The sequence below is a fragment of the Streptomyces sp. NPDC052114 genome (genome assembly GCF_040680155.1).
Lineage (GTDB): Bacteria > Actinomycetota > Actinomycetes > Streptomycetales > Streptomycetaceae > Streptomyces.
The window spans coordinates 789,639-815,569 of record NZ_JBFAWC010000001.1 but is presented as its reverse complement, the minus strand read 5'-3'; the positions used below and the strand labels follow the sequence as shown (position 1 = coordinate 815,569).

The 25,931-nt window shown below is 72.8% G+C and carries 23 protein-coding genes; 14 read left to right on the top strand and 9 right to left on the bottom strand.

All coding sequences use genetic code 11. The features are described from left to right. Positions 1–528: 528 nt before the first annotated feature. Together AB0L89_RS03460 and AB0L89_RS03455 are read left to right on the top strand one after the other, a co-directional pair. Positions 529–1,548, top strand: coding sequence for an ATP-binding cassette domain-containing protein (locus AB0L89_RS03460; protein ID WP_365133476.1), 1,020 nt, complete (start codon positions 529–531; stop codon positions 1,546–1,548). Next, entirely contained in the window at positions 1,545–2,375 is an 831-nt protein-coding gene (locus AB0L89_RS03455) for an ABC transporter permease (RefSeq protein ID WP_365133473.1), read from the top strand. Before AB0L89_RS03460 ends, AB0L89_RS03455 begins: the two co-directional genes overlap by 4 nt. Before the next feature lie 52 nt (positions 2,376–2,427). On the opposite strand, the gene AB0L89_RS03450 is transcribed toward AB0L89_RS03455, so the two are convergent. Together AB0L89_RS03450 and AB0L89_RS03445 are read right to left on the bottom strand one after the other, a co-directional pair. Next, the gene (locus tag AB0L89_RS03450) at positions 2,428–5,739 is read right to left on the bottom strand and encodes a BTAD domain-containing putative transcriptional regulator (protein ID WP_365133470.1); all 3,312 of its coding nucleotides are present in this window, start codon (positions 5,737–5,739) and stop codon (positions 2,428–2,430) included. A 563-nt stretch (positions 5,740–6,302) separates the two neighbouring features. Next, complete coding sequence (locus AB0L89_RS03445; RefSeq protein ID WP_365133467.1) at positions 6,303–6,845, bottom strand: DUF6578 domain-containing protein; 543 nt, start codon at positions 6,843–6,845, stop codon at positions 6,303–6,305. A gap of 101 nt (positions 6,846–6,946) precedes the next feature. On the opposite strand from AB0L89_RS03445, the gene AB0L89_RS03440 reads away from it, so the two are divergent. Continuing rightward, positions 6,947–7,750 (top strand): site-2 protease family protein, encoded by an 804-nt coding sequence (locus tag AB0L89_RS03440; protein ID WP_365133465.1) that lies wholly within the window; start codon positions 6,947–6,949, stop codon positions 7,748–7,750. Here the strand turns inward: AB0L89_RS03440 and AB0L89_RS03435 are convergent. The 3 genes from AB0L89_RS03435 to AB0L89_RS03425 form a co-directional block, all read right to left on the bottom strand. Then, positions 7,740–7,931, bottom strand: a complete 192-nt coding sequence (locus AB0L89_RS03435) for a hypothetical protein (RefSeq protein WP_365133462.1) — start codon at positions 7,929–7,931, stop codon at positions 7,740–7,742. The genes AB0L89_RS03440 and AB0L89_RS03435 overlap by 11 nt on opposite strands. Before the next feature lie 105 nt (positions 7,932–8,036). Beyond that, entirely contained in the window at positions 8,037–8,741 is a 705-nt protein-coding gene (gene npdG, locus AB0L89_RS03430) for an NADPH-dependent F420 reductase (RefSeq protein WP_365133459.1), read from the bottom strand. A gap of 45 nt (positions 8,742–8,786) precedes the next feature. After that, entirely contained in the window at positions 8,787–9,881 is a 1,095-nt protein-coding gene (locus tag AB0L89_RS03425; RefSeq protein WP_365133457.1) for a sialidase family protein, read from the bottom strand. A 79-nt stretch (positions 9,882–9,960) separates the two neighbouring features. Between AB0L89_RS03425 and AB0L89_RS03420 the strand changes: the two genes are divergently transcribed. Together AB0L89_RS03420 and AB0L89_RS03415 are read left to right on the top strand one after the other, a co-directional pair. Further along, positions 9,961–10,563 (top strand): hypothetical protein, encoded by a 603-nt coding sequence (locus AB0L89_RS03420; RefSeq protein ID WP_365133454.1) that lies wholly within the window; start codon positions 9,961–9,963, stop codon positions 10,561–10,563. 134 nt (positions 10,564–10,697) lie between these two features. Continuing rightward, positions 10,698–11,984 carry an MFS transporter gene (locus tag AB0L89_RS03415; RefSeq protein WP_365133451.1) on the top strand — a complete coding sequence of 429 codons (1,287 nt, stop codon included), beginning with the start codon at positions 10,698–10,700 and terminating at the stop codon, positions 11,982–11,984. Positions 11,985–12,775: 791 nt separating this feature from the next. Here the strand turns inward: AB0L89_RS03415 and AB0L89_RS03410 are convergent. Beyond that, positions 12,776–13,009 carry a hypothetical protein gene (locus AB0L89_RS03410; protein WP_365133448.1) on the bottom strand — a complete coding sequence of 78 codons (234 nt, stop codon included), beginning with the start codon at positions 13,007–13,009 and terminating at the stop codon, positions 12,776–12,778. Between the two features lie 67 nt (positions 13,010–13,076). Between AB0L89_RS03410 and map the strand changes: the two genes are divergently transcribed. Continuing rightward, on the top strand, positions 13,077–13,934 hold the full coding sequence (gene map / locus AB0L89_RS03405; protein WP_365133445.1) for a type I methionyl aminopeptidase: 858 nt from the start codon (positions 13,077–13,079) through the stop codon (positions 13,932–13,934). A gap of 259 nt (positions 13,935–14,193) precedes the next feature. Then, positions 14,194–14,862, top strand: a complete 669-nt coding sequence (locus AB0L89_RS03400; RefSeq protein ID WP_365133443.1) for a biliverdin-producing heme oxygenase — start codon at positions 14,194–14,196, stop codon at positions 14,860–14,862. A gap of 95 nt (positions 14,863–14,957) precedes the next feature. Here AB0L89_RS03400 and AB0L89_RS03395 read toward each other — a convergent pair whose 3' ends face one another. The 3 genes from AB0L89_RS03395 to AB0L89_RS03385 form a co-directional block, all read right to left on the bottom strand. Next, positions 14,958–15,626 (bottom strand): PhzF family phenazine biosynthesis protein, encoded by a 669-nt coding sequence (locus AB0L89_RS03395; protein WP_365133440.1) that lies wholly within the window; start codon positions 15,624–15,626, stop codon positions 14,958–14,960. A 39-nt stretch (positions 15,627–15,665) separates the two neighbouring features. Beyond that, positions 15,666–17,219 carry an HtaA domain-containing protein gene (locus AB0L89_RS03390; RefSeq protein ID WP_365133437.1) on the bottom strand — a complete coding sequence of 518 codons (1,554 nt, stop codon included), beginning with the start codon at positions 17,217–17,219 and terminating at the stop codon, positions 15,666–15,668. Positions 17,220–17,288: 69 nt separating this feature from the next. Further along, the gene (locus AB0L89_RS03385; RefSeq protein ID WP_365133434.1) at positions 17,289–18,812 is read right to left on the bottom strand and encodes an HtaA domain-containing protein; all 1,524 of its coding nucleotides are present in this window, start codon (positions 18,810–18,812) and stop codon (positions 17,289–17,291) included. Between the two features lie 157 nt (positions 18,813–18,969). Between AB0L89_RS03385 and AB0L89_RS03380 the strand changes: the two genes are divergently transcribed. From AB0L89_RS03380 to AB0L89_RS03350, 7 genes are all read left to right on the top strand, one after another. After that, positions 18,970–19,989, top strand: coding sequence for an ABC transporter substrate-binding protein (locus AB0L89_RS03380; RefSeq protein ID WP_365133431.1), 1,020 nt, complete (start codon positions 18,970–18,972; stop codon positions 19,987–19,989). Next, entirely contained in the window at positions 19,986–21,083 is a 1,098-nt protein-coding gene (locus AB0L89_RS03375; protein ID WP_365133428.1) for an iron ABC transporter permease, read from the top strand. The genes AB0L89_RS03380 and AB0L89_RS03375 overlap by 4 nt, the downstream gene beginning before the upstream one ends. Beyond that, entirely contained in the window at positions 21,080–21,946 is an 867-nt protein-coding gene (locus tag AB0L89_RS03370) for a heme ABC transporter ATP-binding protein (protein ID WP_365133425.1), read from the top strand. The genes AB0L89_RS03375 and AB0L89_RS03370 overlap by 4 nt, the downstream gene beginning before the upstream one ends. A gap of 207 nt (positions 21,947–22,153) precedes the next feature. Then, the gene (gene efeO, locus AB0L89_RS03365) at positions 22,154–23,320 is read left to right on the top strand and encodes an iron uptake system protein EfeO (protein ID WP_365133992.1); all 1,167 of its coding nucleotides are present in this window, start codon (positions 22,154–22,156) and stop codon (positions 23,318–23,320) included. 10 nt (positions 23,321–23,330) lie between these two features. After that, the gene (gene efeB, locus AB0L89_RS03360; RefSeq protein ID WP_365133422.1) at positions 23,331–24,578 is read left to right on the top strand and encodes an iron uptake transporter deferrochelatase/peroxidase subunit; all 1,248 of its coding nucleotides are present in this window, start codon (positions 23,331–23,333) and stop codon (positions 24,576–24,578) included. Between the two features lie 3 nt (positions 24,579–24,581). Then, the gene (gene efeU, locus AB0L89_RS03355; protein WP_365133419.1) at positions 24,582–25,436 is read left to right on the top strand and encodes an iron uptake transporter permease EfeU; all 855 of its coding nucleotides are present in this window, start codon (positions 24,582–24,584) and stop codon (positions 25,434–25,436) included. An 80-nt stretch (positions 25,437–25,516) separates the two neighbouring features. Next, a complete protein-coding gene (locus tag AB0L89_RS03350; RefSeq protein ID WP_365133416.1) occupies positions 25,517–25,858 on the top strand; it encodes a hypothetical protein in 342 nt (113 codons plus the stop codon). The last annotated feature ends 73 nt before the right edge of the window (positions 25,859–25,931 follow it).

Here is a 25,931-nt window from a genome sequence, read left to right as displayed (position 1 = left end):
AGGGGGCATCAGACCAACACGGCACCACGGCAGCCCGTCGGACTCCCCCACCGGCGGGCTGCCCTCTTCTCGCCCCTGGGCGTTCGGCGGTGCCTACTCGTCCTGCGCCGCCAGGTTGCCGCGTGCCCGCTGCGCGGGCTTGTCCCCACCCACCCGCCCGACTATCCCCTCCCGCCCACGGCACGGTGCTGTGGGGAAGGGCGGGTGGGTGGGGAGGAGGCCCCGGCAGCGCGGCTGGCGAAGCGGTGTGGCGGGCGGGAAGGCGCCCCGGGCAGCGCGGTCGGCGGAACTGTGTGGCGGGCGGGGAGCAGGACCGGGCAGCGCGGCTGGCGAAGCGGCGGGGTGGGGGGAAAGTGGCCCGCACAGCGCGGCCGACGGAGCGGCGGGGTGGGCGGGGAGCGGGACCGGGGATGCGTACCGGTCAGGTGCGAGGATGCGTGCCGGTCGGGTGCGGGGCCGACAGGGGCAGGGGGGCGCTGTCAGTGGGATGTCGGTGGTTTGTCGGTGGGGTCTGGCACCTTTGGCCGCATGACGCGAATCGACATGACCCCCGGCGGCGCAGGAAGCGCCGTCACCGTGAGGGGACTGGTCAAGCACTACGGCGAGACCAAGGCACTGGACGGCGTGGACCTCGACGTACGCGAGGGCACGGTCCTCGGCGTGCTCGGCCCGAACGGCGCCGGCAAGACGACCCTCGTACGCTGCCTCTCCACCCTCGTGACCCCGGACTCGGGCTCGGCGTTCGTCGCCGGGTACGACGCGATCCGCCAGCCCCGCCAGCTCCGCCGCGTGATAGGCCTCACCGGCCAGTACGCGTCGGTGGACGAGAAGCTGTCCGGCCGCGAGAACCTGTACATGATCGGCCGCCTGCTCGACCTGTCCCGCAAGGAGGCCAGGTCCCGGGCCGACGGCCTGCTGGAGCGCTTCTCCCTCACCGAGGCCGCCAAGCGCCCGGCCAGCACCTACTCCGGCGGCATGCGCCGCCGCCTCGACCTCGCGGCCTCGATGATCGGCCGCCCCGCCGTCCTCTACCTGGACGAGCCGACGACCGGCCTCGACCCGCGTACGCGCAACGAGGTCTGGAGCGAGGTCCAGCGCATGGTCACCGACGGCGTGACCGTGCTGCTCACCACCCAGTACATGGAGGAGGCCGAGCAGCTGGCCTCCGAGCTGACGGTCATCGACCGCGGCAAGGTCATCGCCAACGGCGGCATCGACGAGCTGAAGGCGAAGGTCGGCGGCCGCACCCTGCGCGTCCGCCCGGCCGACCCGCTGGAGCTGCACCCGCTGGCGAACGCCCTGGACGACCTCGGCCTGACCGGCCTCGCGACCGCCACCCCGGACGTCGAGACCGGCACGGTCCTGGTCCCCATCCTCAGCGACGAGCAGCTGACCGCCGTGGTCGGCGCGATCACCGCCCGCGGCATCACGATCGGCTCGATCGCCACCGAACTGCCCAGCCTGGACGAGGTGTTCCTCTCCATCACCGGCCAGAAGGCGAGCGCCCCGCAGGACGCCCGCCCCGAGCTCGAGGAGGTCGCCGTATGAGCGCCACCACTCTCACGCCGCCTCCCCTGACCAAGGGAGAGGCCGACGCCCGCATCGGTCTGCGCGCGCACGTGCGCCACACCGGCGCCCTGGTCCGCCGCAACCTGCTGTGGATCCGTCAGGACCCGGAGTCGATGTTCGACGCGATCCTGATGCCGATCGTCTTCACGCTCCTGTTCGTGTACGTCTTCGGCGGCTCCATCGGCCAGGCCCTCGGCGGCGGTCAGGACCAGTACGTGCAGTACGTGGTCCCGGGCATGATGGCGATGATGAGCATGAACATCGCCATGGCCGTCGGCACCGGCTTCAACCAGGACTTCCAGAACGGCATCATGGACCGCTTCCGGACCCTGCCGATCGGCCAGGGCTCGGTCCTCTTCGCCAAGATCGTGGTGGAGCTGATGCGGCTGCTCATCGCGACGACGATCATGATGATCGTCGGTGTCCTGGTGGGCTTCGACATCACGAACTGGGGCGGCCTGTTCGCCTCCGTGGGCCTCGCCGCGCTGTTCGGCACGTCGATCATGTGGATCTTCCTGGTGCTCGGCGTCGCGATGAAGAGCGCCCAGTCCGTGCAGGCGATGGGCTTCCTGGTCCTGATGCCGCTGCAGTTCGGTTCGTCGATCTTCGCGCCGACGCAGTCGATGCCCGGCTGGCTCCAGGGCTTCACCGACTACAACCCGCTCTCCTCGCTCGCCGACGCGGCGCGCGGCCTGATGGTGGGCGGCCCGGTCGCCCACGACCTGTGGGTGACGATCGGCTGGTCGGTGGTGCTCACGCTGGTGATGGCGCCGATCGCGATCCACAAGTTCCGTACGAAGAACTGATCGCACACGGGTCGAACCGGTCGGACCGGTCGGACCGGTCACGGAGAAACGATCACCGGTGGTCCTCCTGGGCCATCCGGTGCACCAGGGCGGTGACCTCGTCGAGCGTGAGGTCGCCGCCCTGTGCGTACGCCGCTTCGTACGCCTCGTCGTCGAGCGCGGCCCGCACCCGTCGCTCCGCGTCCGCGCGGATCTCCCGCTCCATCGTGCTCGCCACGTGCGCCGGGGGCAGCTCCCGGTCGGCGGCCCCGAGGAGCCGGGCGGCGTCGTCCGCGCGGGCGCCGTCGGTGGTCTGGGCCAGGGCGAGGGCGGCGATGCACAGATGGAGCGAGGCCATCTGCGGGGCGACCATCCGCGACAGCGGGTCGAGCGCCTTCTCGAAGGACTCGCCCACCCGGGCGAGGCTCTCGGCGTAACGCCCGCCCAGCGCGTTCAGCCAGGCCGTGATGCCGAGCACGGAACTCTCGAAGACCGCGTAGCCGATGGCGCTGAACTCCTGGCCGAGGAGCCGCATGTGCTCGTGCGCCTCCTCGACCCGGCCGGTGCGGCCGAGCGCGAGGGCGAGGAAGAGCCGGGCCGCGGGCATGGCCTCGGCCGTGTGGTGGCGGCCGGGATTGTCGATGATCTCCCGCAGCATCGCCTCACCGCGCGCGAAGTCCTCCCGCCGCTGCGGGTCGTCGGTCAGGAGCGAGCCGAGACGGGCCCGGAGCAGGGCCACCTGGGCATGGGCGCCGACCTGTTCGGCGTACGCGACGGCGGCGTCGAAGTCCTCGGCGGCCAGGGCCGGTTCACCACGCCGCTCCCTCGCCTCGCCGCGCGCGGAGAGCGCCTCTGCGAGGCCCCACGCATCACCCAGGTGCCGGAAGAGGCGCAGTGACTCGTCCGCGTCGCGGATGGCGTCGCCCGACCAGTCGGTGCGGTTGGCCAGCATGTTGGCGCGCATCTGGAGGGCGGCGGCGAGCTCCCACTCGTAGCCGAGCTCCCGGCAGGTCCCGACGGTCGCGTCGATGGTGACGCGCAGCAGCTCCATGTCGCCGCCGAACATCAGGGCGAAGAACCAGAGGTTGCCGGGCGGCCGGCAGGTCTGCGGGAGACCCGGGCGGTAGGCGGTCGTGATGCCTCGCAGCTTCACCTCGGCCGCCTCCGTCTGCCACTCGGCCACCTCCAGGTCCATGCAGGAGAGATGGATCAGGTGCACGCCTCGGCGGGCCTCCACCAGGACCTCGGGGCGCATCGGCGGGGGCGTGGCCGTGCACGGCTCGTACAGCGGAGGCGCGGGGGCGACGGGCGGGGCGAACGGGTCGGGGCCGAGGGCCATGGCGGCGCGGGACCAGTTGCGCGTCTCCAGGCGCAGACCGCGGATCTGCCAGTACCAGGACAGGGACAGGACGAGGCAGAGCGCCTCCTGCTCGTCCTCGGCGGCGACGGCGTGCCGCAGGGCGGTGCGCAGGTTCTCGTACTCGGTCTCCAGCCGCGCCACGGCGGCGAGTTGCCGGCGGCCGCGCAGCTCGGGGTCGACGGTCCGGGCGACCTCGCGGTAGTGCACGAGGTGCGCGCGTGCGGCGGCGGCCCGGTCGCCGGCCTCGCCGAGCCGCTCGCCCGCGTACTCGGCGACGGTCTCCAGCAGCCGGTAGCGCATGCCGCCGCCGGACAGCGGCGAAGGGGCCGCGACGACAAGGGACTTGTCGACCAGGGAGCCGAGCAGGTCGGCGACGTCGTGTGTGCCGTCGCCGGTCGCGCACACCTCCTCCGCCGCCGCCAGGTCGCAGCCGCCCGCGAAGACCGCGAGCCGGCGCAGCACGGCCCGCTCGGCCTCGCCGAGCAGCTCCCAGGACCAGTCGACGACGGCGCGCAGGGTCTGCTGGCGGGGCAGGACCGTGCGGGCTCCGCCGGTGAGCAGGCGGAAGCGGTCGTCGAGGCGGTCGGCGATCTGGCGCGGGGTGAGCAACCGCAGGCGGGCGGCGGCCAGTTCGATGGCGAGCGGCAGACCGTCGAGACGTCGGCAGATCTCGGCGACGGCCTCGGCGTCCCCCTCCGGGGCGAAGCCGGGCCGCACCGCCATGGCCCGCTCGGCGAACAGCCGGACCGCGACCGGCTCCGGCAGCGGCTCGACGGAACGGAGCAACTCCCCCGGTACGCCCAGGGGTTCGCGGCTGGTGGCGAGGACCGTCAGCCCCGGGCAGCGGGCGAGCAGCTCGTCGGCGAGGTGCGCGGCGGCCCCGATGACGTGCTCGCAGTTGTCCAGGACGATCAGCATGCGGCGCGCGGCGCAGTGCTCGACGAGCCGGACGAGGGGGTCCTCGCCGTGCCGGTCCGACATGGCGCGGATCTCCTCGGCACCGGCGCCGCGCAGCACGGTCTCGCGGGCGCCGAGCGCGGTGAGGACCGCCGCGGGTACGTCCGCGGGGTTCTCGACCGGGGCGAGCTCGGCCAGCCACACCCCGTCCGGCAGGCCCTCGGCGACGGCCTCGGCGGCCTCCTGCGAGAGCCGCGTCTTCCCGGCGCCGCCGGGGCCGATGAGGGTGACGAGCCGGGCCCGCGCGAGGTCGTCCCGCAGGACGTCGATGTCGGCCTCGCGCCCGACGAAGGAGGTCAGCCGGGCGCGCAGGTTGCCGAGGGCGCGGGGCGCGGGCGGGCGTTCGGCCGGGCCCTTCAGCAACTCGCCGTGCAGGGCGCGCAGTTCGGGTCCCGGGTCGGCGCCGAGCCGGTCGGCGATGTCCCGTCGTACGTCGTCGTACGCGGCCAGGGCCGCCGCGAGGCGGCCCGTGTCGCGCAGCGCGCGCAGCCGCAGGGCCTGGAGCGGTTCGTCCAGGGGGTGCGCCTCGCACAGCGCGGCGAGCTCCGGCAGGGCGCGCTCCGCGTCGCCCAGGGCGAGCGCCGCGGTCATCCTGGCGCGGCGGGCGTCGAGGTGGCGGGCCGTCCAGCGGACGGTGTCCGCGGTGTGGTCGGGGAGGTCGGCGAGGGGCTCGCCGGTCCACAGGGCGAGCGCCTCGTCCAGGGCGTCGGCGGCCTTCCGGGCGTCGCCGTCCGCCAGGGCGCGACCGCCCTCTCCCACGAGCCGGTCGAAGCGGAACAGGTCGACGTCGTCGGGGCGCGCGCGGAGGCGGTAGCCGCCGTCCGCCGAGACGACGGCGTCCGCGCCGAGGGTCCTGCGGAGCCGGGCGACGAGTGCCTGGAGGGCGCCGGTCGCGTCCGCCGGGGGTTCCGTCCCCCAGACCTCGTCGACGAGGGTCGGTGCGGGGACCGTGCGGTCCGGGTGCAGGGCCAGGGCGGTCAGGAGGGCGCGGAGGCGGGGGCCGCCGAGGGGTATGGGGGTGCCGTCGGGGCGGGTGGCCCTCGTCGGGCCCAGGAGGCGATAGCGCACTGGCCCATTCTCCGCCAAGCCTGGCCGGGGGCCTCCGACCGTCTCCCCTCCGCCCCGGGGCCGGGTTCTGTGCCCCGCCTGCGCCGGGGCGGGCGCCACTTTCATCGCGGCCCGGCACGGTCCGGCTGCGCCGGGGCTGGAGCCACCTTTCCCGCCGCCCGGCACCGTCCGGCTGCGCCGGGGCTGGAGCCACACTTGTCGCCACCCGGCACCGGGGGCTGTGCCCACCCGTTCCGCCCTGCGGAACGCCTGCCCACAGCGGGGAAAGCCACCGGCCCGCCCCCACCGGGCCGCGCCCGCAAACGCTCCCGAGGGGACGTGGGGGTATGTGCGAACGGAGCACTGAGCACACACTGGCGCCTTTGGACTTGAGGCGGGGCGCAGGGATGGCGAGTACGCACATACCCCCGCGGCCCCGCCCCACAGACGGACAAGAGGCGCCCCAGCCCAAGGCGCCCCGCCAGACGCCCACGGCCCCGCCCCACAGACGAAGCGACCGCGCAGACCGCCAAGGCGCAGACGCCCACGCACCCGCCCCCAAGACGAACCCAAGGCGCCCCGCCCTAGGCGCCCCCGCCAGGCTCCGCGGCCACGCCCGGTGCCGTGACCTCCAAGGACACCAGTGCCCCCACCTCCTCCCGTCGCCGCCCCCGTGCGTCCGGGGGCTGGGGCTTGAACCACTTCGGGCAGCGGTCCACCCGGCGCAGCGCGCGTTCGCCGGGGACGCGTGTCGCGTCGGCGAAGGTGTGGGTCACCACCTGGATGCCGCGGACGCGGCCCACCGTGTCCGGCCACTTCCCCCCGTGCCGTTCCACCGACAGCAGCCCCTCAAGACGCGCCCGCGGAGGCCACTTCTTCCTGCCGCCCACCGGCAACGGCACCGGCACCGTCACCCCGTCGACCCGCACCACGGGCCCGCCCCCGAGGGACTCCACCGCGCCTTCGAGCACGGTCAGCTCGGCCGCCCACTCCGCGCCCCACCCGGACGTGTCGACCCGCAGCGGCCAGGCCACCTCGTCCCCCACCCCGAACGGCTCCCCGCAGCACTCCATCTGCCAGTCCTGGTACATCACGTTCACGTTCATGTTCACGGTCCGCAGCGCCATGCCCCCAGCCTGCTCGGAACTCCACGGCATGTGCGAGACGTTTTCGCCAAGAGCCCGGTACGGTCGGCACGCCGACCGCCGTCACCCAGGAGCCCCACCCCATGACCACCGCCCCCACCCGCCGCAGCGACCGACGGATCAGCCCCGTCTTCCTGGGGATCGCCGCCGTCACCGCGGTCTCCGGCTGGGCCACCTGGACCGGCTTCGCGGACAACCCCGGCGTCGCCGTGTTCCTGTTCGTGACGGCCGCCTGGATCGTCTCCCTGTGCCTGCACGAGTACGCGCACGCGCGCACGGCCCTGCACGGCGGCGACATCTCCATCGGCGCGAAGGGCTATCTGACCCTCAATCCGCTCAAGTACACGCACGCGCTGCTCAGCATCGTGCTGCCCGTACTGTTCGTGATCATGGGCGGCATCGGCCTGCCCGGCGGCGCGGTCTTCATCGAGCGGAGCCGGATCAGGGGCCGCTGGAAGCACAGCCTGATCTCGGCGGCGGGACCGCTGACGAACGTCGTCTTCGCGGTCGTCTGCACGGCGCCGTTCTGGCTGGGCGCCCTGGACGGCGTCCCGGACGCGTTCCGCTACGCGCTCGCGTTCCTTGCGCTGCTCCAGGTGACGGCGGCGATCCTGAACTTCCTGCCCGTCCCGGGCCTGGACGGGTACGGCGTGATCGAGCCCTGGCTGTCGTACAAGGTGCGCCGCCAGGTGGAGCCGTTCGCGCCGTTCGGGCTCCTCGCGGTCTTCGCGGTGCTGTGGATCCCGGAGGTCAACCACGTGTTCTTCGACGCGATCGACGCGGTCCTGCGCGGCCTCGGCGTCAGCGAGTGGGACAGCTACTGGGGCCAGAAGCTGTACAGGTTCTGGGACGGCCCGGCGGAGGTCCCGCCGTCGCTCAGCCAGTAGCCGGGCCGGAGGCGGCCCGCCGCGCCTTCTCCCTGCGCAGGTAGAACCACGCCATGTTCGAGGAGAGCCCGGCCAGCAGCACCCACACGATGCCGAGGAAGCTGCCCCGCGTGAAGGAGATCACGGCCGCGGTGACGGCGAGCGCGCAGACCACGAGGGCGTACAGAGCGAGGCGGGGCATGGGGTCGGCTCCTGTCGGTTCCGGATTACGGCGTTCCGTACGTCGTATTACGGCGTTTCGTACGCCGTCCAGTGTCCCCCATGCCCCGCCCCCGCCCGCACGTGGCTAGACGTCGGTGACCCGCAGCCCCGCGTGCGCCTTGTAGCGGCGGTTGACGGAGATGAGGTTGGCGACCAGCGACTCGACCTGGTGGGCGTTGCGCAGCCGCCCGGCGAAGACGCCCCGCATGCCGGGGATGCGGCCGGCGAGCGCCTGCACCACGTCGGTGTCGGCGCGGCTCTCGCCGAGGACCATGACGTCCGTGTCGATCTCCTCGATGGACGCGTCCTGGAGGAGCACCGCCGACAGGTGGTGGAAGGCGGCGGTGACGCGGGAGTCGGGCAGCAGGGCGGCGGCCTGTTCGGCGGCGCTGCCCTCCTCGGGCTTGAGGGCGTAGGCGCCCTTCTTGTCGAAGCCGAGCGGGTTGACGCAGTCGACGACGAGCTTGCCGCTCAGCTCCTCGCGCAGGGACTCCAGGGTCTTCCCGTGGCCCTCCCACGGGACGGCGACGATCACGATGTCGCTGCGCCGCGCGCACTCCGCGTTGTCGGCGCCCTCGACGCCGAGGCCCAGCTCGTCGGCGGCGGTCCGCGCCCGCTCGGCCGCACGCGAACCGATGATCACCTTCTGGCCCGCGCGGGCCAGCCGGTAGGCGAGCCCGCGCCCCTGGTCACCGGTGCCGCCGAGCACGCCGACGACGAGCCCGGAGACGTCGGGCAGCTCCCAGGGGTCCTTGGCGGGGGCCTTCTGCACACTGTCGGTAGAGGTCATACCGCGACCTTACTCAGCCGTACGGAATCCTTGGACACCTGTGCGTCACACCAGGTCCGCGACCGGTATCCGGCGGAACGAGATCGTCTCGTACGCACTGAAGTCCCCCGTCTCGTAGAGCAGTCCCACGGTCTCCTCGTCGAGGCGCACGAGGTCGGAGTACGCGGCCGGGAGTCCGTCGACGGTGTGCGCGACCTGCCAGGTGGTGCCGGCGTCGGTGGAGCGGCGCACGGTCATCAGGGCGCGGAAGCCCGGGTCGGCGGGGCCGGAGAAGAGGAGGACGTCGGGGTCGCGGAGCTGCAGGACGCTGCCCTCGACGACGGGGCCGGTGAGGCAGGCCTGGGGCCGGAAGCGTTTGACCAGGCTGCGGCCGCCGTCGGCGGAGTGGGCGTCGGCGCGGTTGCCGGGGGCCGGGGAGTCGTTGCGGGTGTTGAAGTAGAGCCGTCCGTCGGGGAGTTCGGCGGCGGTGGTCTCGTTCACGTTGATGTAGTTGTCGGGGTTGTCGTCGATGTAGCCGATGCGCCAGGTCGCGCCGGCGTCGTCGCTGAGCAGGCAGTGGCCGCCGTTGTACTTGCCCTCGGTGCCGTTGTCCGAGCCGGTGGGCGGCAGGGAGTGGTTGGCGGGCACCACGACGCGGCCGGTGCGCCCGCCGTGCTCGCCGGCCAGTTGCAGGGCGTGGCCCGGCGTGGTCGCGTACCACCGCCAGGTGGCCTTCTTCACCTGCGCGGTGATCTCGCGGGGCGTCGACCAGGTGAGGCCGTCGTCGTCGCTGTGCTGCACCCAGACGCGGCGCCCGTCGGCCGCGGAGACGGTGCCGCGGCGGATGGCGTCCTCGGTGGCCGAGGCGGCGTTCCTGACGTGCACGAGGAGGACGCGTCCGGTGTCGAGGACGACCGGGGCGGGGTTGCCCGCGAGGTCGGCGCCGTTCTTGCCGACGATCTGGAGCGGGCCCCAGGTGCGGCCGCCGTCGGCGGAGCGCTTGAGGACGACGTCGATGTTGCCGAAGTCCTCCTGGGAACCGACGCGGCCCTCGCAGAAGGCGAGGACGGTGCCGGCGGCGGAGGTGACGACGGCGGGGATGCGGAAGCTCGCGTACCCCTCGCGGCCCGCCCGGAAGGGAACAGATGTCTCAGCAGTCATCCCCCGCCCTTCCCCGGTGCGGGGGAATTCCGGGTGAACTCCGGGTCACGAGTGGTGTGTTGGGGCAGGATGCGGCGCCATGGACGCCGTACGGGTCGCGCTGCTGCGCGAAGTGCTCGCCGGGACCGAGTGGCTGGGGGCCACGCGCCGCTTCGCGGGGGCGCTGCGCTCCTCCGTCGTGCCGCACGGCGGCGGGCTGCTGCTCGTGGGGACGCGGGCGTACGAGCCCTGGCACCTGGCCGCGCATCTGGTCGACGAGGCGGCCTGGTCGGGTACGCCGGAGCTGACCCCGACGCTCGTACGGCACCGGGTGCTCGCCGAGGACCCGGCCCATCTGTCGACCGGGCTCGGCCGGATCGAGGCGGCGCGGCGCGGCGAGACACTGCTCGTGGTGGCGCCGGACGCGCCGGGCGAGGAGCTGCTGGCGCGCGTGCACGACGCGCGCCAGGCCGGGGCGACGGTCCTCACGCTCGACTCCGGGGACCGGGACCTGGCCGCGCTGGCGCACGAGGCGCTGTCGGTGCCGCCGAGCCCGGACCTCGACCTGGACACGGTCCAGCACTTGGTGAGCGCGGCGGCCGGGGAGAACGCGCTGCCCGAGGCGCGCGGCCGCAGGCGGCTGCGCGACCGGCTGTCCCGCCTGGCCGACCAGCTGACCGCGCCGCCGCCGACGCGGTGGTGAGGAGAGCGCCGGTGAAGGGGGCGCCGCGAAGGGGACGGCGTGAAGGGAGCGCCGGTGAGCTGCGGTGAGTGGCGCGCTCCGCTCGTGGAAATTGATTTGCCCGGTACACGGGTCGCAGCTGAGCATGGCTTCTCGTGCCTCTCTCCGCGATACTGCCCGACCTCTCGCCCTGGCGTTCCACCCGTGACTTCCGGCTGCTGTGGGTGCAGGGTCTCGTCACCTACTTCGGCAGTTTCATGGCGATGGTCGCCCTGCCGCTCCAGATCAAGGAGCTGACGGACTCGCCGGTCGCCGTCGGCGCGATGGGCGCGGTGGAACTCGTACCGCTGATCGTCTTCGGGCTCTACGGCGGCGCGCTCGCCGACGCCGTGGACCGGCGCAAGGTGATCCTCCTGACCGAGGCGGCGCTGGGCGTGCTGGCCGCGGTGCTGCTCGTGAACGCGCTGCTGCCCGACCCGCTGCTGTGGCCGCTGTACGTGGTCGCGGCGGGCGTCTCCGCGCTGGCGGGCCTCCAGCGGCCCGCGCTGGACTCGCTGATGGCGCGGATCGTGCCGCACGACCAGCTGACGGCGGCCGCCGCGCTGAACTCGCTGCGCTGGAACGTGGGCGCCATCGCGGGCCCGTCCCTGGCGGGCCTGGTCGTCGCGTACGCCGGGCACGCGTCCGCGTACGCGATCACCATCGTCGGCTTCGCGGTCTCCGTGCTCCTGTGCACCCGGCTCTCGCCCGCGCCCGCCGCCCACGACGCGGAGAAGCCGTCGCTGAAGGGGCTCGCCGAGGGCGCGCGGTACGCGTGGTCGCGGCCGGTGCTGCTCGGTACGTACGCGATCGACATGGCGGCGATGTTCTTCGCCTTCCCCAACACGATCTTCCCGTTCCTCGCGGACGAGCTGGACGCCGAGTGGTCGCTCGGCCTGATGTACGCGGCCGGGGCGGTGGGCTCCCTGATGCTCAGCCTCACCAGTGGCTGGACGTCGCGGGTGCGGCGGCACGGGCTGCTCGTGGTGTTCGGGGCGGCGGGCTGGGGCCTCGCGATCACGGCGGCGGGCTGGTTCTCGAACGTGTGGGTGGTCCTGGCGTGCCTGGCGGTCGCGGGTGCGGGCGACATGCTCAGCGGGCTGGGCCGCTCCACGATCTGGAACCAGACGATCCCCGACGAGCTGCGGGGGCGCCTCGCCGGGATCGAGGTCCTCTCCTACAGCGTGGGGCCGCAGCTGGGGCAGGTCCGCGCGGGCGCGGCGGCGGGCTGGACGGGGACGCGGCCCGCGATCTGGTCGGGCGGTCTGGCCTGCGTGGCCTCGGTCGGCGTGCTCGCGGCGGTGCTGCCGCGGCTCATCTCGTACGACGCGTCGACGGATCCCGATGCGGTGCGGCGGCGGGCGCGGACGGATACCGGTGAGCCGGAGCCGGCCGCGCCCTGACCCCGCGCCGTGCGCGGCACCCCACTCTGACCCCACGCCGTGCGCCGGCGCCTCGCTCTGACCCCACGCCGTGCGCCGGCACCTCGCTCTGCCCTCACGCCACGTCCCCGGCGCCTCGGCGTGCCGCCCCTGTGCAGCTCGATGCCCGGCGCCTCGGCGTGCCGCCGCTGTACGACGCGGTGCCGTCCGACGTCGCGGACTCGGCGCCGCGTCACGCGCCCGGCTCCTCCACGCACCCTGCCCCGCCGCTCCGCGGCGGATCCTCCCCACCCACCCGCCCTTTCCCACCCACGGCCCGTGGTGGGCGGGTGGGCAGGCGAGTGGGCAGGTGAGTGGGTGGGTGGGCAGGTGAGTGGGTGGGTGGGCAGGTGAGTGGGTGGGTGGGCAGGTGAGTGGGTGGGTGGGCAGGTGAGTGGGCGGGCGAGTGGGCGGGTGGGGATCACACTGTGGTGGGGACCCACCAGTCCCTCGCGACACATCACCACGCGAGCCCACCCGGCCTCTACGGCAACCGAACGTCGCGGCGCGGGCGGCCGGGCCCCACAGCACCCGAAACCTCGCGGCGCGGGCCGCCGGGCCCTACAGCACCCGAACCTCGCGACGCGAGCCCACCCCGGCCCCTGCACAGCAACCGGGCAGCGGCAGGCGCCCCTCCCCCGGCCCCTGCGACGACCAGGCGTCGCGGTGCAGGCCCACCCCGTGCCCCTACCGCGGCCAAGCGGTGCCGGGTAAACGGGTGGGTGGGCGGGGAAACCGCGGCGGAGCCGTGGGAGGTGCCCGGCCGCGCCGGGTTAGGAGGCGTCGTCCTCGCCCCGCGCAGCGGAATCGTGCCAGCGCGGGTCGTTCTCCCACTCCAGGTTCCGCTCCCGAGCGGTCTGCATCGCGTGCTCCGCCTCCTCGCGCGAGGCGTAGGGGCCCATGCGGTCCTTGCCGGGACAGTCCGGGCCCTCCTCGACCCGCCGGTGCTCCAGGCAGTAGTACCACTCGCCCGGCTTGCCGACGGTCCTCTTCTTGAACAGTGCCATGCCCCGCTCCTTTCGTCCCGCTCTCTGAGGCCATGCTGCCCCACCACGGCTGGCTAGACTCGCTGGCATGTCTGGCCAGTCACTGCTCGTACCAGGGGAGCTCTCTCCCATCCGTTCCGTACCCGGCAACATCAGGCGCCCGGAGTACGTCGGGAAACCCGCCCCGACCCCGTACACGGGTCCCGAGGTGCAGACCCCCGAGACCATCGAGCTGATGCGCACCGCGGGCCGCATCGCCGCCCGTGCGATGGAGGAGGCCGCGAAGCACATCGCGCCCGGCGTCACCACCGACGAGCTGGACCGCGTCGCGCACGAGTACATGTGCGACCACGGCGCCTACCCCTCGACGCTGGGCTACCGGGGCTTCCCGAAGTCGCTGTGCAGCTCGCTCAACGAGGTCATCTGCCACGGGATCCCGGACTCCACCGTCCTCAAGGACGGCGACATCATCAACCTCGACGTCACGGCGTACATCGGCGGCGTGCACGGCGACAACAACGCCACCTACCTCGTCGGCGACGTCGACGAGGAGTCGAGGCTCCTCGTCGAGCGGACCCGCGAGTCCCTCGCCCGCGCCATCAAGGCCGTCAAGCCGGGCCGCCAGATCAACATCATCGGCCGCGTCATCGAGTCGTACGCCAAGCGCTTCGGCTACGGCGTGGTCCGCGACTTCACCGGCCACGGCATCAACTCGTCCTTCCACTCCGGCCTGATCGTCCCGCACTACGACAGCCCGCACGCCACGACCACCATCCAGCCCGGCATGACGTTCACGATCGAGCCGATGCTGACGCTCGGCACGCACGAGTACGACATGTGGGAGGACGGCTGGACCGTCGTCACGAAGGACCGCAAGCGCACCGCGCAGTTCGAGCACACGCTGGTGGTGACGGACACCGGGGCGGACATCCTGACGCTGCCCTGACCCTGCTCCGAGACAGTCCCGGAGCCCCGGAGCCCGGTCCGGAGCGCGCCGCGGAGTCCGCTCCGGAGCGCGCTCCGGACCGCTTCTCGGGAGATCCAGTTCCTTACGGTTCCCTGAACCGTGAGCGGGTAGCTTTTTTACCGACAGGACGTCGGGAACCAGTTGACTTAGGTAAGCCTAACTTGCCATGATCTGCGGCAGGGGTCGCGCCGGTTCCCGGCCATCCCGTCATTCCTCGGCTCCCTCCTGGAGGTCCCGCATGGACACGCCGCTCACGCCCTTCTCGACGGTCATCCGCACCGCGTCCCACGAGCAGCACACCGAAGCGGAGACCTCGTCCTTCATGAGCGACCTGCTCGGCGGCAAACTGGGCGTCGACGCCTACGCCCGCTACACGGAGCAGCTCTGGTTCGTGTACCGCGCCCTGGAGGACGGCGCCCAGTCCCTGCGCGAGGACCCCGTCGCGGGACCGTTCATACAGCCCGAGCTGGAGCGCGTGAGCGAGCTGGAGCGCGACCTCGCGCACCTGCGGGGCGCCGGCTGGCGCGACGGCCTGACCCCGCTGCCCGCCACGGCGGCGTACGCCGCACGGGTCGCGGAGTGCGCGCGCACCTGGCCCGGCGGCTATGTCGCCCACCACTACACCCGCTACCTCGGCGACCTCTCCGGCGGCCAGATCATCCGGGGCAGGGCCGAGCAGACCTGGGGCTTCGCGCGCAAGGGCGACGGCGTGCGGTTCTACGTGTTCGAGGGGATCCCCAACCCGGCCGCGTTCAAGCGGGGTTACCGCGAGCTGCTCGACGGCGTCGACGCGGTGGTCACGGACGAGCTGGAGAAGAAGCGGATCGTCGACGAGTGCAAGCGCGCGTTCGCTTTGAATACGGCAGTGTTCCGTGAGCTGGGGGACGAGTTTCCGCTGACCGCCTGACGGTGTGCCGTCCCGGGGGCGCTGCCCCCGGACTCCCGCTCCTCAAACGCCGGATGGGCTGACATTCCCGATGCGCCGGAGGGGCCGAATCCGAATCAGCCTGCTTCCGCCAACCGCACCCGTCCCCCCACCTCGATCAACCCCTCCGGCCCCGGCGCCGTCAGGATCTGTGAGCCGCGTCCTTGCGTGATGTTGAGGGCGCGGCTCAGCTCATGGGTGAGCAGCAGCGCCGCCGCGCCCGTCGCCTCGTCCTCGTCGATGCCGTCGTCCCGGCCCGGGAACGCCCTCGCCCGCACCCGGCCCGCCGCCTCGTCCTCCCACGCCCAGGCGTAGATCCACTCCCCCGGCGGCGGCACGTCGAGCGCGTCGACCTCGGCGGCCGTCCCGTACCGGCGCAGCGTCCTGGGCGGCGCCCACTCGGCGCGGGCCGTGATCCAGCTGAACTCGCCGTCCTGGCGGGCCTCCACCACCCCGGCGGGCGTGACCAGTTCGGGCACGTCGAGGAGCCAGGACGTGCCGACGCAGGGGTGTCCGGCGAAGGGCAGCCGCAGGGTCGGCGTGTAGATGTCGATGACGCCGCGCTCGGGGTCGTCCACGAACACCGTCTCACTGAAGCCGAGTTTGCCCGCGAACGCCTGCCGGTCCTCCCGGACGGGCAGGCGGGCCCCGTCGCGCACGACACCGAGTTCGTTGCCGTGCCGACCGTCGGGCCCGCAGAAGACGCGGAGGACGTCGAAGGGTTGTACGTCGAATGGTTCAGTCACCCGGGCATTGAAGCATCACGTCTCCGCGCCCCCGCGACGTCACACCGCCTCGGCGTCCCGGCGCCGCCGTGCCACGACGACCGCGCCCGCGCCCGCCGCCAGCGCCACCCCGGCCACGCCGAGCAGCGCGACCGAGGGGACCGACGCGCCGGTGGACGCCAGCGCCCCCGAGCCGCCGACCGTCCCGCCGCCGCCCACCGAGCCCGCGCCCGTGGTGCCGGTGCCGGTCCCGGAGCCGCCCGCCGCCTCCTCGCCCGCCCCGCCGCCGGACGGCAGTTCGGCGCCCGCCGACGAGGACAGCGCGACCGTGACCGGGTCGATCTTCTGGCCCTCCTTGTACATGGAGCCGACGGCTCCGTTCGCGAACTGCCGCGCGCCGGCCGCGGTGAAGGCCGCGGGGACCTTGTCGAGCAGGACGACGCCGTCCTTCTTCTCGTACGACACCTTGGAGAGGTCGAGCGTCGCGAACTCCACGTCGTTGTTGGTCCCCTTGGGCGTGGTGACGTCGAGGAGCAGCGTGCCCTTGGCGCCGTTCGCGCGGACCTTGAGGTCGCTGAACTTCATGTCGATGCCGTGCGCCTGGTACGCGAAGCGCACGCTGCCGCCGAAGGACGCGTCGATCTTCTTGGCGTCGGCGTTTACGTCGGCCTTGGCGTAGGGGAACGAGAATCCGCCGGAGACCTTCTTGGCGCCGCCCGCGACGGTCACCTTGCCGCCGCTGGAGATGTAGGTGCGGAAGGACTCCTTCAGGCCCCAGGAGAGGCTGCCGTCGACGATGCCCTCCGCGGGCTTGCCGGTGCCGCCGTCGGTCGGCTCGCCGGTGGGGTTCCCGGTCGGCTTCGCGGACCCGGTGGGACCCTCCGTCGGCTTCGCGGACCCGGTGGGCTTCGCGGACCCGGTCGGCTGCCCGGTCGGCTGCTCCGTCGGCTTCCCGGTGGGCTGCGGCGGCTTCGTGGGCTGCTCGGTCACCGGCCCGCCCGCCGTCACCGTGAGCGTCGCCGGGTCGAGCTTCTCGCCCTCCTTGTACATGTTGTTGAAGGCCTTGGCGCCGTCCGCGGTGAGCGCCGCCGGGATGTCCTTGAAGGTCATCGCGCCGCCCTCGCCCTGACCGGGCCGGACCGCGCTCAGGTCGAGCGTGGCGAGGTCGATGTCGTTCTGGGTGGCGCCGTTGAGGGTCACGTCGGCCTGGATCGCGCCGGCCTTGCCCTCGGTACGGACCTTCACGTCGGCGACGCTGATGTCGAACCGGTGGGCCTTGGAGGTGAAGCGGACGCCTCCCTTGAAGGCGGTGTCGGTGGCGTGCGTCCCGGTGTCGTACGTCCCCTTGCCCCCGGTGAACGTGAACACCCCGTTGCCCGGGGCCTGCTCGGCGCCGTCCGTGGTCTCGATCGTGCCCAGGGCGATGCCCGTGACGTACTTGCGGAAGGACTCCTTCACGCCCCACTCCAGCGTGCCGTTCTTGAGTTCCAGCTTCGGCGGGGCGGCCTTGTCCCCGTCGGCGGCGAGCGCCGGCAGGGTCAGGGCGCTCGCGCCGAGGGCGACGGCGGTGGCGACGGCTGCCGCGAGAGTTATGGGGCGGCGGGTGGCGGCCATGATCAGGGTTCTCCTTGGGGTGTGAGAGGGAGAGGGAGGGGCGGGGGAAGTGACGGCGGTCGTCGCGTCTCAGGCGTCGGAGGGGCCCGAGGCACCACTGGAGCCCGCGGTGCCCGTGGAACCCGAGGTGCCAGTGGAGTCCGAGGCGCCCGTGGAACCCGAGGCGTCCTGCGCCGTGCGCCTCTTGCGTACGACTCCGAGGGCGACCGCCGCGGCGAGCAGCACCGCGACGCCCGCGCCCACCGCGATCGGGACGGCGTTCGAGGAGGAGTCGGAGGACCGCGCGGCGTTCTCCGTCCTCGGCTCATCGGACTTCGCCGGGCGCGGGGCGGCCTCGGCGGACGAGCCGAGGTCGGGCAGCGCGGGCAGCTTCGCGTCAGAGTCGAGGGCCACGGCGAGCGAGAGCGGGTCCATGGCGGAGCCCGCCTTGTACATGCCGCCGAACGCCCTGGCCCCGTCGGCGGTGAGCTTCGACGGCACCTCGGTGAGGGCGACGAGGCCGTCCTCGGGCTTCAGCTCCTCGGCGGCGAAGGTGATCAGCGGGGCGTTCTTGAGGGCGACACCGCGGTCGCCCCTGCTGTCGACGTCCGCCGAGAGCGTGCCCTTGCCGTCCTTCACCTCGACGGCGACCTCGCTGAGCGTCAGGTCGAGGCCGTGCTTCCCGGTGAAGCGGACGGCTCCGGCGAAGTCCGCGTCGAGGGTCTGCCTCTTCTCGTCGTACGACCCCTCGCCCGCGGGGAAGCGGAAGAGCGCGCCCCCGTCGCGGGCACCGGCGGACAGCTTCCACTCGCCCTTGGCGATGGGCCCGGTGACGTACTCGCGGAAGGTGCGGCGCACGCCCCAGTCGACGGCGGCGTCCTCGATGCGGCCCGCCTTCGTCCTCTTCCCTTCGCCGGACTTCTCGCCCTTGCCGTCCTTCTTGTCGGCGGGCTTCCCGGACGGCTTCGCCGGGCCGGATTTCGCGACGAGGTCCGTCGACAGGCTCACGGGGTCGAGCGCGGTGCCGGCCGTGTAGTACCCGGCGAAGGCCTTGGCGCCCTGTGACGTGAGCGTCGCGGGCAGGTTGGTGAGGGCGATCGGTCCGGTGCCGCCCTTCATGTCGATGCCCGAGATGTTGAGCGAGGCGAGCGGCACCTGTGCCGTCGAGGTGACCTTGCCGGTGCCCTTCGCCTTGCTGACCATGTCGGCGTAGAGCGTGCCGGAGCCGCCGGAGATCCGGACCGTGGGGCGGCTGATCGTGAGGTCGAGCTCGTAGCCGCCGCCCTTCTTGTGCCCGGTGAAGCGCACCCCGCCCGAGAAGCCGGCGCTGAACGCGCCGCTGTCCGGGTCGTACGCCCCCTTCGCCGAGTGGAAGCGGAACTGGCTGCCGCCGACCGTGGCGGCCCCGCCCTGGAGCGTCGAACCGCCTTGTGCGATGGGCCCGGTGACGTAGCTCTGGAAGGAGGATTTGATGCCCCAGTCGAGCCGTCCGCCCTGAACCGTGCGGCTCTCGGCGTGGGCGGCGGCCGTCGGGAGCAGCGCTCCGACGAGTGCGGTCAGCACGGCCACGGATCCGGCGCGTGCGAGGGCGCACGCCTGTCTCGACGAGGGCATGGGGGACCCCTCCAGGGCTAGCCAATAAGGTAAGGCTAACCTAAACTACGATCACTCCGGACTGGAACCCCGCCGACCGGATCCCGGACATCCCGGGCCCCGAACGACGGAGGCGTCCGACCCCAACCGCACGACAGGACGGTGGACTTCGGTGCGCATGCCGCGCTCACTCCGTATCGCCGGCGCGTGGGCCGCCGTACTCGCCCTCGGTCTCACCGGATGCGGGACCTCCGACGACGGCGGCGGAACGCGGTCGCCGAAGGCCGGCACCCGGGCGGCCGCCCACTCCCCCGACCGCGTCGAACCGCTCAGCACGGCCGCGAAGCCCGCGCTCCCCGCCACGGTCACCTCGGCCGACGGCCACGAGGTGACGGTGAAGGACACCCGCCGCATCGTGCCGCTCACCGGCAGCCTGAACGAGATCGTCTTCACCCTGGGCCTCGGGAAGAACGTCGTGGCGCGCGACATCACCGCCACCTTCGACCAGGCCGAGAAGCTGCCCGTCGTGACGCGGGCGCACGACGTCTCGGCGGAGAGCGTGCTGTCGCTGAAGCCGACCGTCGTCCTCGCGGACACCACGACCGGGCCCGCCGAGGCCGTCGAGCAGATCCGCGACGCGGGCATCCCCCTCGTCGTGTTCGACCCGGCCAAGAGCCTCGACGACGTGGGCCCGCGCATCGAGGCGGTGGCGAAGGCGCTGGGCGTGCGGAAGTCGGGCGCCGAACTGACGCGCCGTACCGAGCGGCGGATCGACGAGGTCCGCGCCTCGGTCCCGGCGGCCGCCCGCGAGAAGAAGCCGCGGGTCGCCTTCCTCTATCTGCGCGGCTCGGCCTCCGTCTATCTGCTCGGCGGCCGCGAGTCCGGGGCGAGTTCGCTCCTGGAGGCGGCGGGCGCGGTCGACGCGGGCAAGGCGTCAGGACTGCGGAAGGACTTCACGGCGATCACCAGCGAGGCGCTCGCCAAGGCCGCGCCCGACGCGATCCTCGTGATGACGAAGGGCCTGGAGTCGGTGGACGGCGTCGACGGCCTGCTGAAGGTGCCGGGCGTCGCCGAGACCCCGGCCGGCCTGGACCGCCGCATCGTCTCCGTCGACGACGGCGTGCTCCTCAACTACGGCCCGCGCACCGACCAGGTCCTGAAGTCGCTGGTGGCGCAGCTCTACGGGGACGCCAAGTGACCGTGCTCGCCAAGGAGTCCGTGGCCGACGACGCGCCCCCGGCACCCTCCCGGGACACTCCCCGCCGTCGCGGCGCCGCGCTCCCGCTGACCGTGGCCCTGGTGGCCGCCCTCGTCCTGCTCTGCCTCCTCTCCGCCGGCATCGGCGCCTACGACATCCCGCTCGGCGACGTCCTCTCCTCCCTCCAGCACCGCATGGGCCTCGGCGGGGCCGCGCTGGACCGGGTCGGCGAGAGCGTGCTGTGGAACGTGCGGCTGCCGCGCGTCGTGCTCGCGCTGCTCGTCGGCGCCTCGCTGGGGTGCGCGGGCGCCCTGATGCAGGGCGTGTTCGGCAATCCGCTCGCCGAGCCGGGCGTCATCGGGATCTCCTCCGGCGCGGCGGTCGGCGCCGTCGCCTCCATCGCGCTCGGCCTGAGCTTCCTCGGGAACTGGACGGTGACGGTCTGCGCGTTCGTCGCCGGGCTCGCGACCGTGCTGCTCGTGTACGTGATGTCGCGCAGCGGCGGCCGCACCGAGGTCGTCACGCTGATCCTCACCGGCATCGCCGTGAACGCCTTCGCGGGCGCGCTGATCGGTCTGTGCATCTTCTTCGCGGACAACGCGCAGATCAGCCAGATCACCTTCTGGCAGCTCGGTTCGCTGGCGCAGGCGACCTGGCCGAAGGTGCTCGCCGTGCTGCCGTGCGCGCTGCTCGGGCTCGCCGTGGCACCGTTGTACGCGCGCAAGCTGGACCTGCTCGCGCTCGGCGAGCGGCCCGCCCGGCACCTGGGCGTGGACGTCGAGCGGCTGCGGCTCGTCCTGGTGCTCGTGGTGGCCCTGCTGACCGCGGCCGCCGTGGCCGTCGCGGGGATCATCACCTTCGTCGGCCTGCTCGTGCCGCATCTGCTGCGGATGGCCGCGGGCCCCGGGCACCGCTTCCTCGTGCCCGGCAGCGCGCTCGGCGGTGCCCTCGTCCTGGTCGCGGCCGATCTGGCCGCGCGGACGGTGGCGGCGCCCGCCGAGCTGCCGCTGGGCGTGCTCACCGCGCTCTTCGGCAGCCCGTTCTTCTTCTGGCTGTTGCGCAGGACCCGTCGCAGGCAAGGAGGCTGGGCATGACCGGGCGGTGGAGCAGGCGGCTCTTCACGGGGCGCGAGCGGGCGCTGCCCGGACCGACGCGGGCCGGGGAGGTGCTCGCCGAGGCCGAGGGCCTGCGGGTGCGGCTCGGCGGACGCGACGTCCTCTCGGGGGTGTCGCTGGCCGCCCGCGCGGGCGAGGTGCTCGCCCTGGTCGGCCCGAACGGCGCGGGCAAGTCGACGCTGCTGGCCGCGCTGGCCGCCGACCTGGCGCCCGACGAAGGCGTCGTCCGCGTCTGCGGCCGCCCCGCGTCCGGCTGGCCCGCGCCCGAACTGGCGCTGCGCCGGGCCGTGCTCCCGCAGTCCGCCGCGCTCTCCTTCCCCTTCGTGGTCGAGGAGGTCGTACGGATGGGCCGCGCGCCGTGGGCCGGCACGCGCCTCGCGGACGACGACGACCGGATCGTGCGGGAGGCGATGGCGGCCACCGAGGTGGGCGGCTTCGCCGCGCGGCCGTTCTCGGCGCTGAGCGGCGGCGAGCGGGCCCGGGTCGCGCTGGCCCGCGTCCTCGCCCAGCGCGCGCCGCTGCTGCTGCTCGACGAGCCGACGGCCGCGCTCGACCTGCGCCATCAGGAGCTGGTCCTGCGGATCTGCCGGGAGCGGGCGGCGGCCGGTGACGCGGTCGTGGTGGTGCTGCACGACCTGGGGCTCGCGGCGGCGTACGCGGACCGGGTGGCGGTGCTGCGCGGCGGTGCGGTCGCGGCGGAGGGCGCACCCGGCGAGGTGTTCGAGGAGGGGCTCCTGTCGGAGGTGTACCGGCAGCCGGTCGAGGTCTTCCCGCATCCGCGCACGGGCGCTCCCGTGGTCGCTCCGCTGCGCGGTCCCGCGGCCGCGGACGCCTCCGCTTGACCGTTGCTTTGCCTGGTCATGGGGGGTCCATCAGCCGTCCGTGATCGGGCTGTGAGCGCCCGTGAAGCTTGAGAGCTGAATCACGGATCGGACGGGTATCACCGAGGTAAGGCTCGGTTAAGTTAGGTCCGCCTCACCGGCTTGCGGTGTGGTCGGCGCCCGTCCGTGAACCATTTCTTGGAGCCCTCTATGCGACTCGTGCGCCCCGTGCGACCTGCCCGCCTGTCCGTCGTGACCGCCATCGCCACGGCCGCGGCCCTGACCGCCGTCACCGGCTGCACGGAGAAGAGCGACGCCAAGGGCGGCGGCGCGCGCACCGTGAACGTGACCGCCACCGACGACACGTGCGAGGTCTCCAAGAAGGAGCTCCCGGCGGGCCACGTCGAGCTGGCCATCGAGAACAAGGGCTCCAAGGTCACCGAGGTCTACATCCTCTTCCCCGACGACCGCATCGTCAGCGAGCGCGAGAACATCGGCCCCGGCACCAAGCAGAAGCTGACCGCCGAGGTGAAGGCGGGCACGTACGACATCGCCTGCAAGCCCGGCATGAAGGGCGACGGCATCCGGCAGAAGGTCACCGTCAGCGGCGGCGGCAAGACCGCGAAGCGTGACCCGCGCCTGGACAAGGCCGTCGCCGAGTACCGCGCCTACGCGCAGGCGCAGGCCGACGAGACGCTGCCGAAGACGAAGGCGTTCACCGACGCCGTGCGCGAGGGCGACCTGGCGGCGGCGAAGAAGGCGTACGCCACCTCCCGCATCGGCTGGGAGCGCACCGAGCCCGTGGCCGAGTCCTTCGGCGACATCGACCCGAAGGTCGACGTCCGCGAGGACGGCCTGGAGGAGGGCCAGGACGTCGAGAAGGACTGGACGGGCTGGCACCGCCTGGAGCGGGCGCTGTGGAAGGACAAGAAGATCGGCAAGCGCGAGAAGGAGCTCGCCACGCTGCTCGACAAGGACCTCGCGGACTGGCAGAAGCGGGTCGGCAAGGCGGAGATCACCCCGACGTCCATGGCCAACGGCGCCAAGGAGCTGCTCGACGAGGTCGCCACCGGCAAGGTCACCGGCGAGGAGGAGCGCTACTCGCACACCGACCTGGTCGACTTCAAGGCCAACGTCGAGGGTGCCCAGAAGTCGTACGAGCTGCTCAAGCCCGTGGCCGCGGAGAACGACCCGAAGCTCGCCAAGGAGCTCGACAAGCAGTTCGCGGCCCTCGGCAAGCTCCTGGACAAGCACCGCGTGGGCGGCGCCGACTCCTATGAGTTCACGTCGTACGACAAGGTCGGCAAGGCGGACGTCAAGGAGTTGCAGGACGGCGTCAACGCGCTGGCCGAGCCGCTGTCGAAGCTGGCCGCGGCCATCGTCAAGGCCAAGTAGAGGGGGACGGATGTCCGAGGACAACTCCCGTACACCGTCGCGGCGTTCGCTGCTCGGCTGGGGCGGTGCCGGGCTCGCGCTCGGCGCGGCCGCGGCGGGCGGCGCGGTGGCGATGGCCGGTTCCGGCGACGAGGCGGCGCCGGTCGCAGAGGCCGGATCGGCGGTCGCCTTCCACGGCGCGCACCAGGCCGGCATCGCGACCGCCGTCCAGGACCGGCTGCACTTCGCGGCGTTCGACGTGAAGACGGACGACCGCGCGGAGTTCGTGGCGCTCCTGAAGGAGTGGACGGCGGCCGCGGCACGGATGACGGCGGGGCACGCGGTCGGCGAGGGCGCGTACGGCGGGCTCGCCGAGGCGCCGCCGGACGACACGGGCGAGGCGCTGGGCCTCAAGCCGTCGCGGCTGACGCTGACGATCGGCTTCGGCCCGTCCCTGTTCGAGAAGTTCGGGCTCGACGACAAGCGGCCCGAGGCCCTGGTCGAGCTGCCGAAGTTCCCGGGCGACAACCTCGACAAGGCCCGCAGCGGCGGCGACCTGTGCGTACAGGCCTGCGCGGACGACCCGCAGGTCGCCGTGCACGCCATCCGCAATCTCGCGCGCATCGGCTTCGGCAAGGTCGCGGTGCGCTGGTCGCAGCTGGGCTTCGGCAAGACGTCGTCGACGACGCCGGGCGCGCAGACCCCGCGCAACCTCTTCGGTTTCAAGGACGGCACGCGCAATGTCTCCGGGGACGACGCGGCGGCGCTCGCCCGGCACGTGTGGGTCGGAGAGAAGGACGGGCCCGGGTGGATGACGGGCGGCTCCTATCTCGTCGCCCGCCGCATCCGCATGAACATCGAGACGTGGGACCGCACCCCGCTCGGTGAGCAGGAGGACATCTTCGGCCGCGACAAGGGCGAGGGCGCGCCGGTCGGCAGGGCCAAGGAGCACGACGAGCCGTTCCTGAAGGCGATGAAGCCGAGCGCGCACGTGCGCGTCGCGCACCCCTCGGCCAACGACGGCGCGACGATCCTGCGCCGCGGCTACTCCTTCACGGACGGCACGGACGGGCTCGGCCGCCTCGACGCGGGCCTGTTCTTCCTCGCCTACCAGCGGGACGTCCGCAAGGGCTTCATCCCGGTGCAGCGCAACCTGGCGCGTTCCGACGCGCTCAACGAGTACATCCAGCACGTGGGTTCCGCGGTCTTCGCGGTCCCGCCGGGCGTCCGCTCCAAGGACGACTGGTGGGGCAGGGGCCTGTTCTCCGAAGGGGCGTGAGCCGTGTTCGGCAACTATCTGATCGGCCTGCGCGAGGGTCTTGAGGCCAGTCTGGTCGTCTGCATCCTCATCGCCTACCTGGTGAAGACGGGGCGGCGGGACGCGCTGGCGCCGGTGTGGATCGGCATCGGGGTCGCGGTGGCGCTGGCGCTCGGTTTCGGGTGCGCGCTGACCTTCGGTTCGCAGGAGCTGACGTTCGAGGCGCAGGAGGCGCTCGGCGGTTCGCTGTCGATCGTCGCGGTGGGCCTGGTGACGTGGATGGTCTTCTGGATGCGGCGCACGGCGCGGCACCTGAAGGCCGAGCTGCACGGCAAGCTCGACGCGGCACTGCAGATGGGCACGGCCGCGCTGGTGGCGACGGCGTTCCTCGCCGTGGGCCGGGAGGGCCTGGAGACGGCGCTGTTCGTGTGGGCGTCGGTGCGGGCCTCCCACGACGGTTCGCACGGGCCGCTGATCGGAGTGGTCCTCGGGCTGCTCACGGCGGTCGCGCTGGGCTGGCTGTTCTACCGGGGCGCGCTCCGCATCAACCTCGCGAAGTTCTTCACGTGGACGGGCGCGATGCTGATCGTCGTGGCGGCGGGCGTGCTCGCGTACGGCGTGCACGACCTCCAGGAGGCGGAGTTCATCGGCGGTCTGCGGGACAAGGCGTTCGACATCAGCGCGACGATCCCGCCGGACAGCTGGTACGGCACCCTCCTGAAGGGCGTCCTCAACTTCCAGCCCGACCCGACGGTGGTCCAGGTCGTGGTCTGGCTGCTGTACCTGGTCCCGACCCTGCTGTTCTTCTTCGCACCGGCCAGGACGGCTCCCCGCACGGAACGCGTCGCGGACAAAGCAACCGTTCCGGAACAGGGCTGACCCTGCCGGTCAGGGGATCCAACTCCCGTGCCTATGATCGCCGTTCGTCAATGCATCAACTAGCCATGGGGGACATATCCATGCGTAATTCCCGCCTCGGGAAGACTCTGGCCACGGTGACCGCGGCCACGGCGCTGGCGCTCGGCGGCACGCTCATGACGGCCACCGGCGCGTCCGCCGTCGACGGCTCGGGCTGCAAGGTGAACATCAAGAACAAGCAGATGATGGCCAGTTCGTTCGGCGCCCAGACGTGGACCGGACCGGGCTCGAATTACACGAAGAAGAAGTTCCTCGCCAGCTTCGAGGGCTTCTACGTCCGCTGCTACACCACCAACAGCAGCGGCAACAAGTGGTACTACGGCGACCCCAACGCCACCAGCTACCGCGCCTGGGTCTACGCCGGGAACCTTCAGACCCCCTGAGTTCCGACCGCCTCGCCACACCCCTTCCCGGGCCCGATAAGGTTCGGGCCCGGGAAGGGGTAGGTGAAGACAT

What these genes read in the sequence shown, in the direction of transcription:
- AB0L89_RS03460 (WP_365133476.1), top strand. Translation starts at nt 529, where the DNA reads ATGACGCGAATCGACATGACCCCCGGCGGCGCAGGAAGCGCCGTCACC.
- AB0L89_RS03455 (WP_365133473.1), top strand. Translation starts at nt 1,545, where the DNA reads ATGAGCGCCACCACTCTCACGCCGCCTCCCCTGACCAAGGGAGAGGCC.
- AB0L89_RS03445 (WP_365133467.1), bottom strand. Translation starts at nt 6,845, where the DNA reads ATGGCGCTGCGGACCGTGAACATGAACGTGAACGTGATGTACCAGGAC.
- AB0L89_RS03440 (WP_365133465.1), top strand. Translation starts at nt 6,947, where the DNA reads ATGACCACCGCCCCCACCCGCCGCAGCGACCGACGGATCAGCCCCGTC.
- AB0L89_RS03435 (WP_365133462.1), bottom strand. Translation starts at nt 7,931, where the DNA reads ATGCCCCGCCTCGCTCTGTACGCCCTCGTGGTCTGCGCGCTCGCCGTC.
- npdG (WP_365133459.1), bottom strand. Translation starts at nt 8,741, where the DNA reads ATGACCTCTACCGACAGTGTGCAGAAGGCCCCCGCCAAGGACCCCTGG.
- AB0L89_RS03425 (WP_365133457.1), bottom strand. Translation starts at nt 9,881, where the DNA reads ATGACTGCTGAGACATCTGTTCCCTTCCGGGCGGGCCGCGAGGGGTAC.
- AB0L89_RS03420 (WP_365133454.1), top strand. Translation starts at nt 9,961, where the DNA reads ATGGACGCCGTACGGGTCGCGCTGCTGCGCGAAGTGCTCGCCGGGACC.
- AB0L89_RS03410 (WP_365133448.1), bottom strand. Translation starts at nt 13,009, where the DNA reads ATGGCACTGTTCAAGAAGAGGACCGTCGGCAAGCCGGGCGAGTGGTAC.
- map (WP_365133445.1), top strand. Translation starts at nt 13,077, where the DNA reads ATGTCTGGCCAGTCACTGCTCGTACCAGGGGAGCTCTCTCCCATCCGT.
- AB0L89_RS03400 (WP_365133443.1), top strand. Translation starts at nt 14,194, where the DNA reads ATGGACACGCCGCTCACGCCCTTCTCGACGGTCATCCGCACCGCGTCC.
- AB0L89_RS03390 (WP_365133437.1), bottom strand. Translation starts at nt 17,219, where the DNA reads ATGGCCGCCACCCGCCGCCCCATAACTCTCGCGGCAGCCGTCGCCACC.
- AB0L89_RS03385 (WP_365133434.1), bottom strand. Translation starts at nt 18,812, where the DNA reads ATGCCCTCGTCGAGACAGGCGTGCGCCCTCGCACGCGCCGGATCCGTG.
- AB0L89_RS03380 (WP_365133431.1), top strand. Translation starts at nt 18,970, where the DNA reads ATGCCGCGCTCACTCCGTATCGCCGGCGCGTGGGCCGCCGTACTCGCC.
- AB0L89_RS03370 (WP_365133425.1), top strand. Translation starts at nt 21,080, where the DNA reads ATGACCGGGCGGTGGAGCAGGCGGCTCTTCACGGGGCGCGAGCGGGCG.
- efeB (WP_365133422.1), top strand. Translation starts at nt 23,331, where the DNA reads ATGTCCGAGGACAACTCCCGTACACCGTCGCGGCGTTCGCTGCTCGGC.
- AB0L89_RS03350 (WP_365133416.1), top strand. Translation starts at nt 25,517, where the DNA reads ATGCGTAATTCCCGCCTCGGGAAGACTCTGGCCACGGTGACCGCGGCC.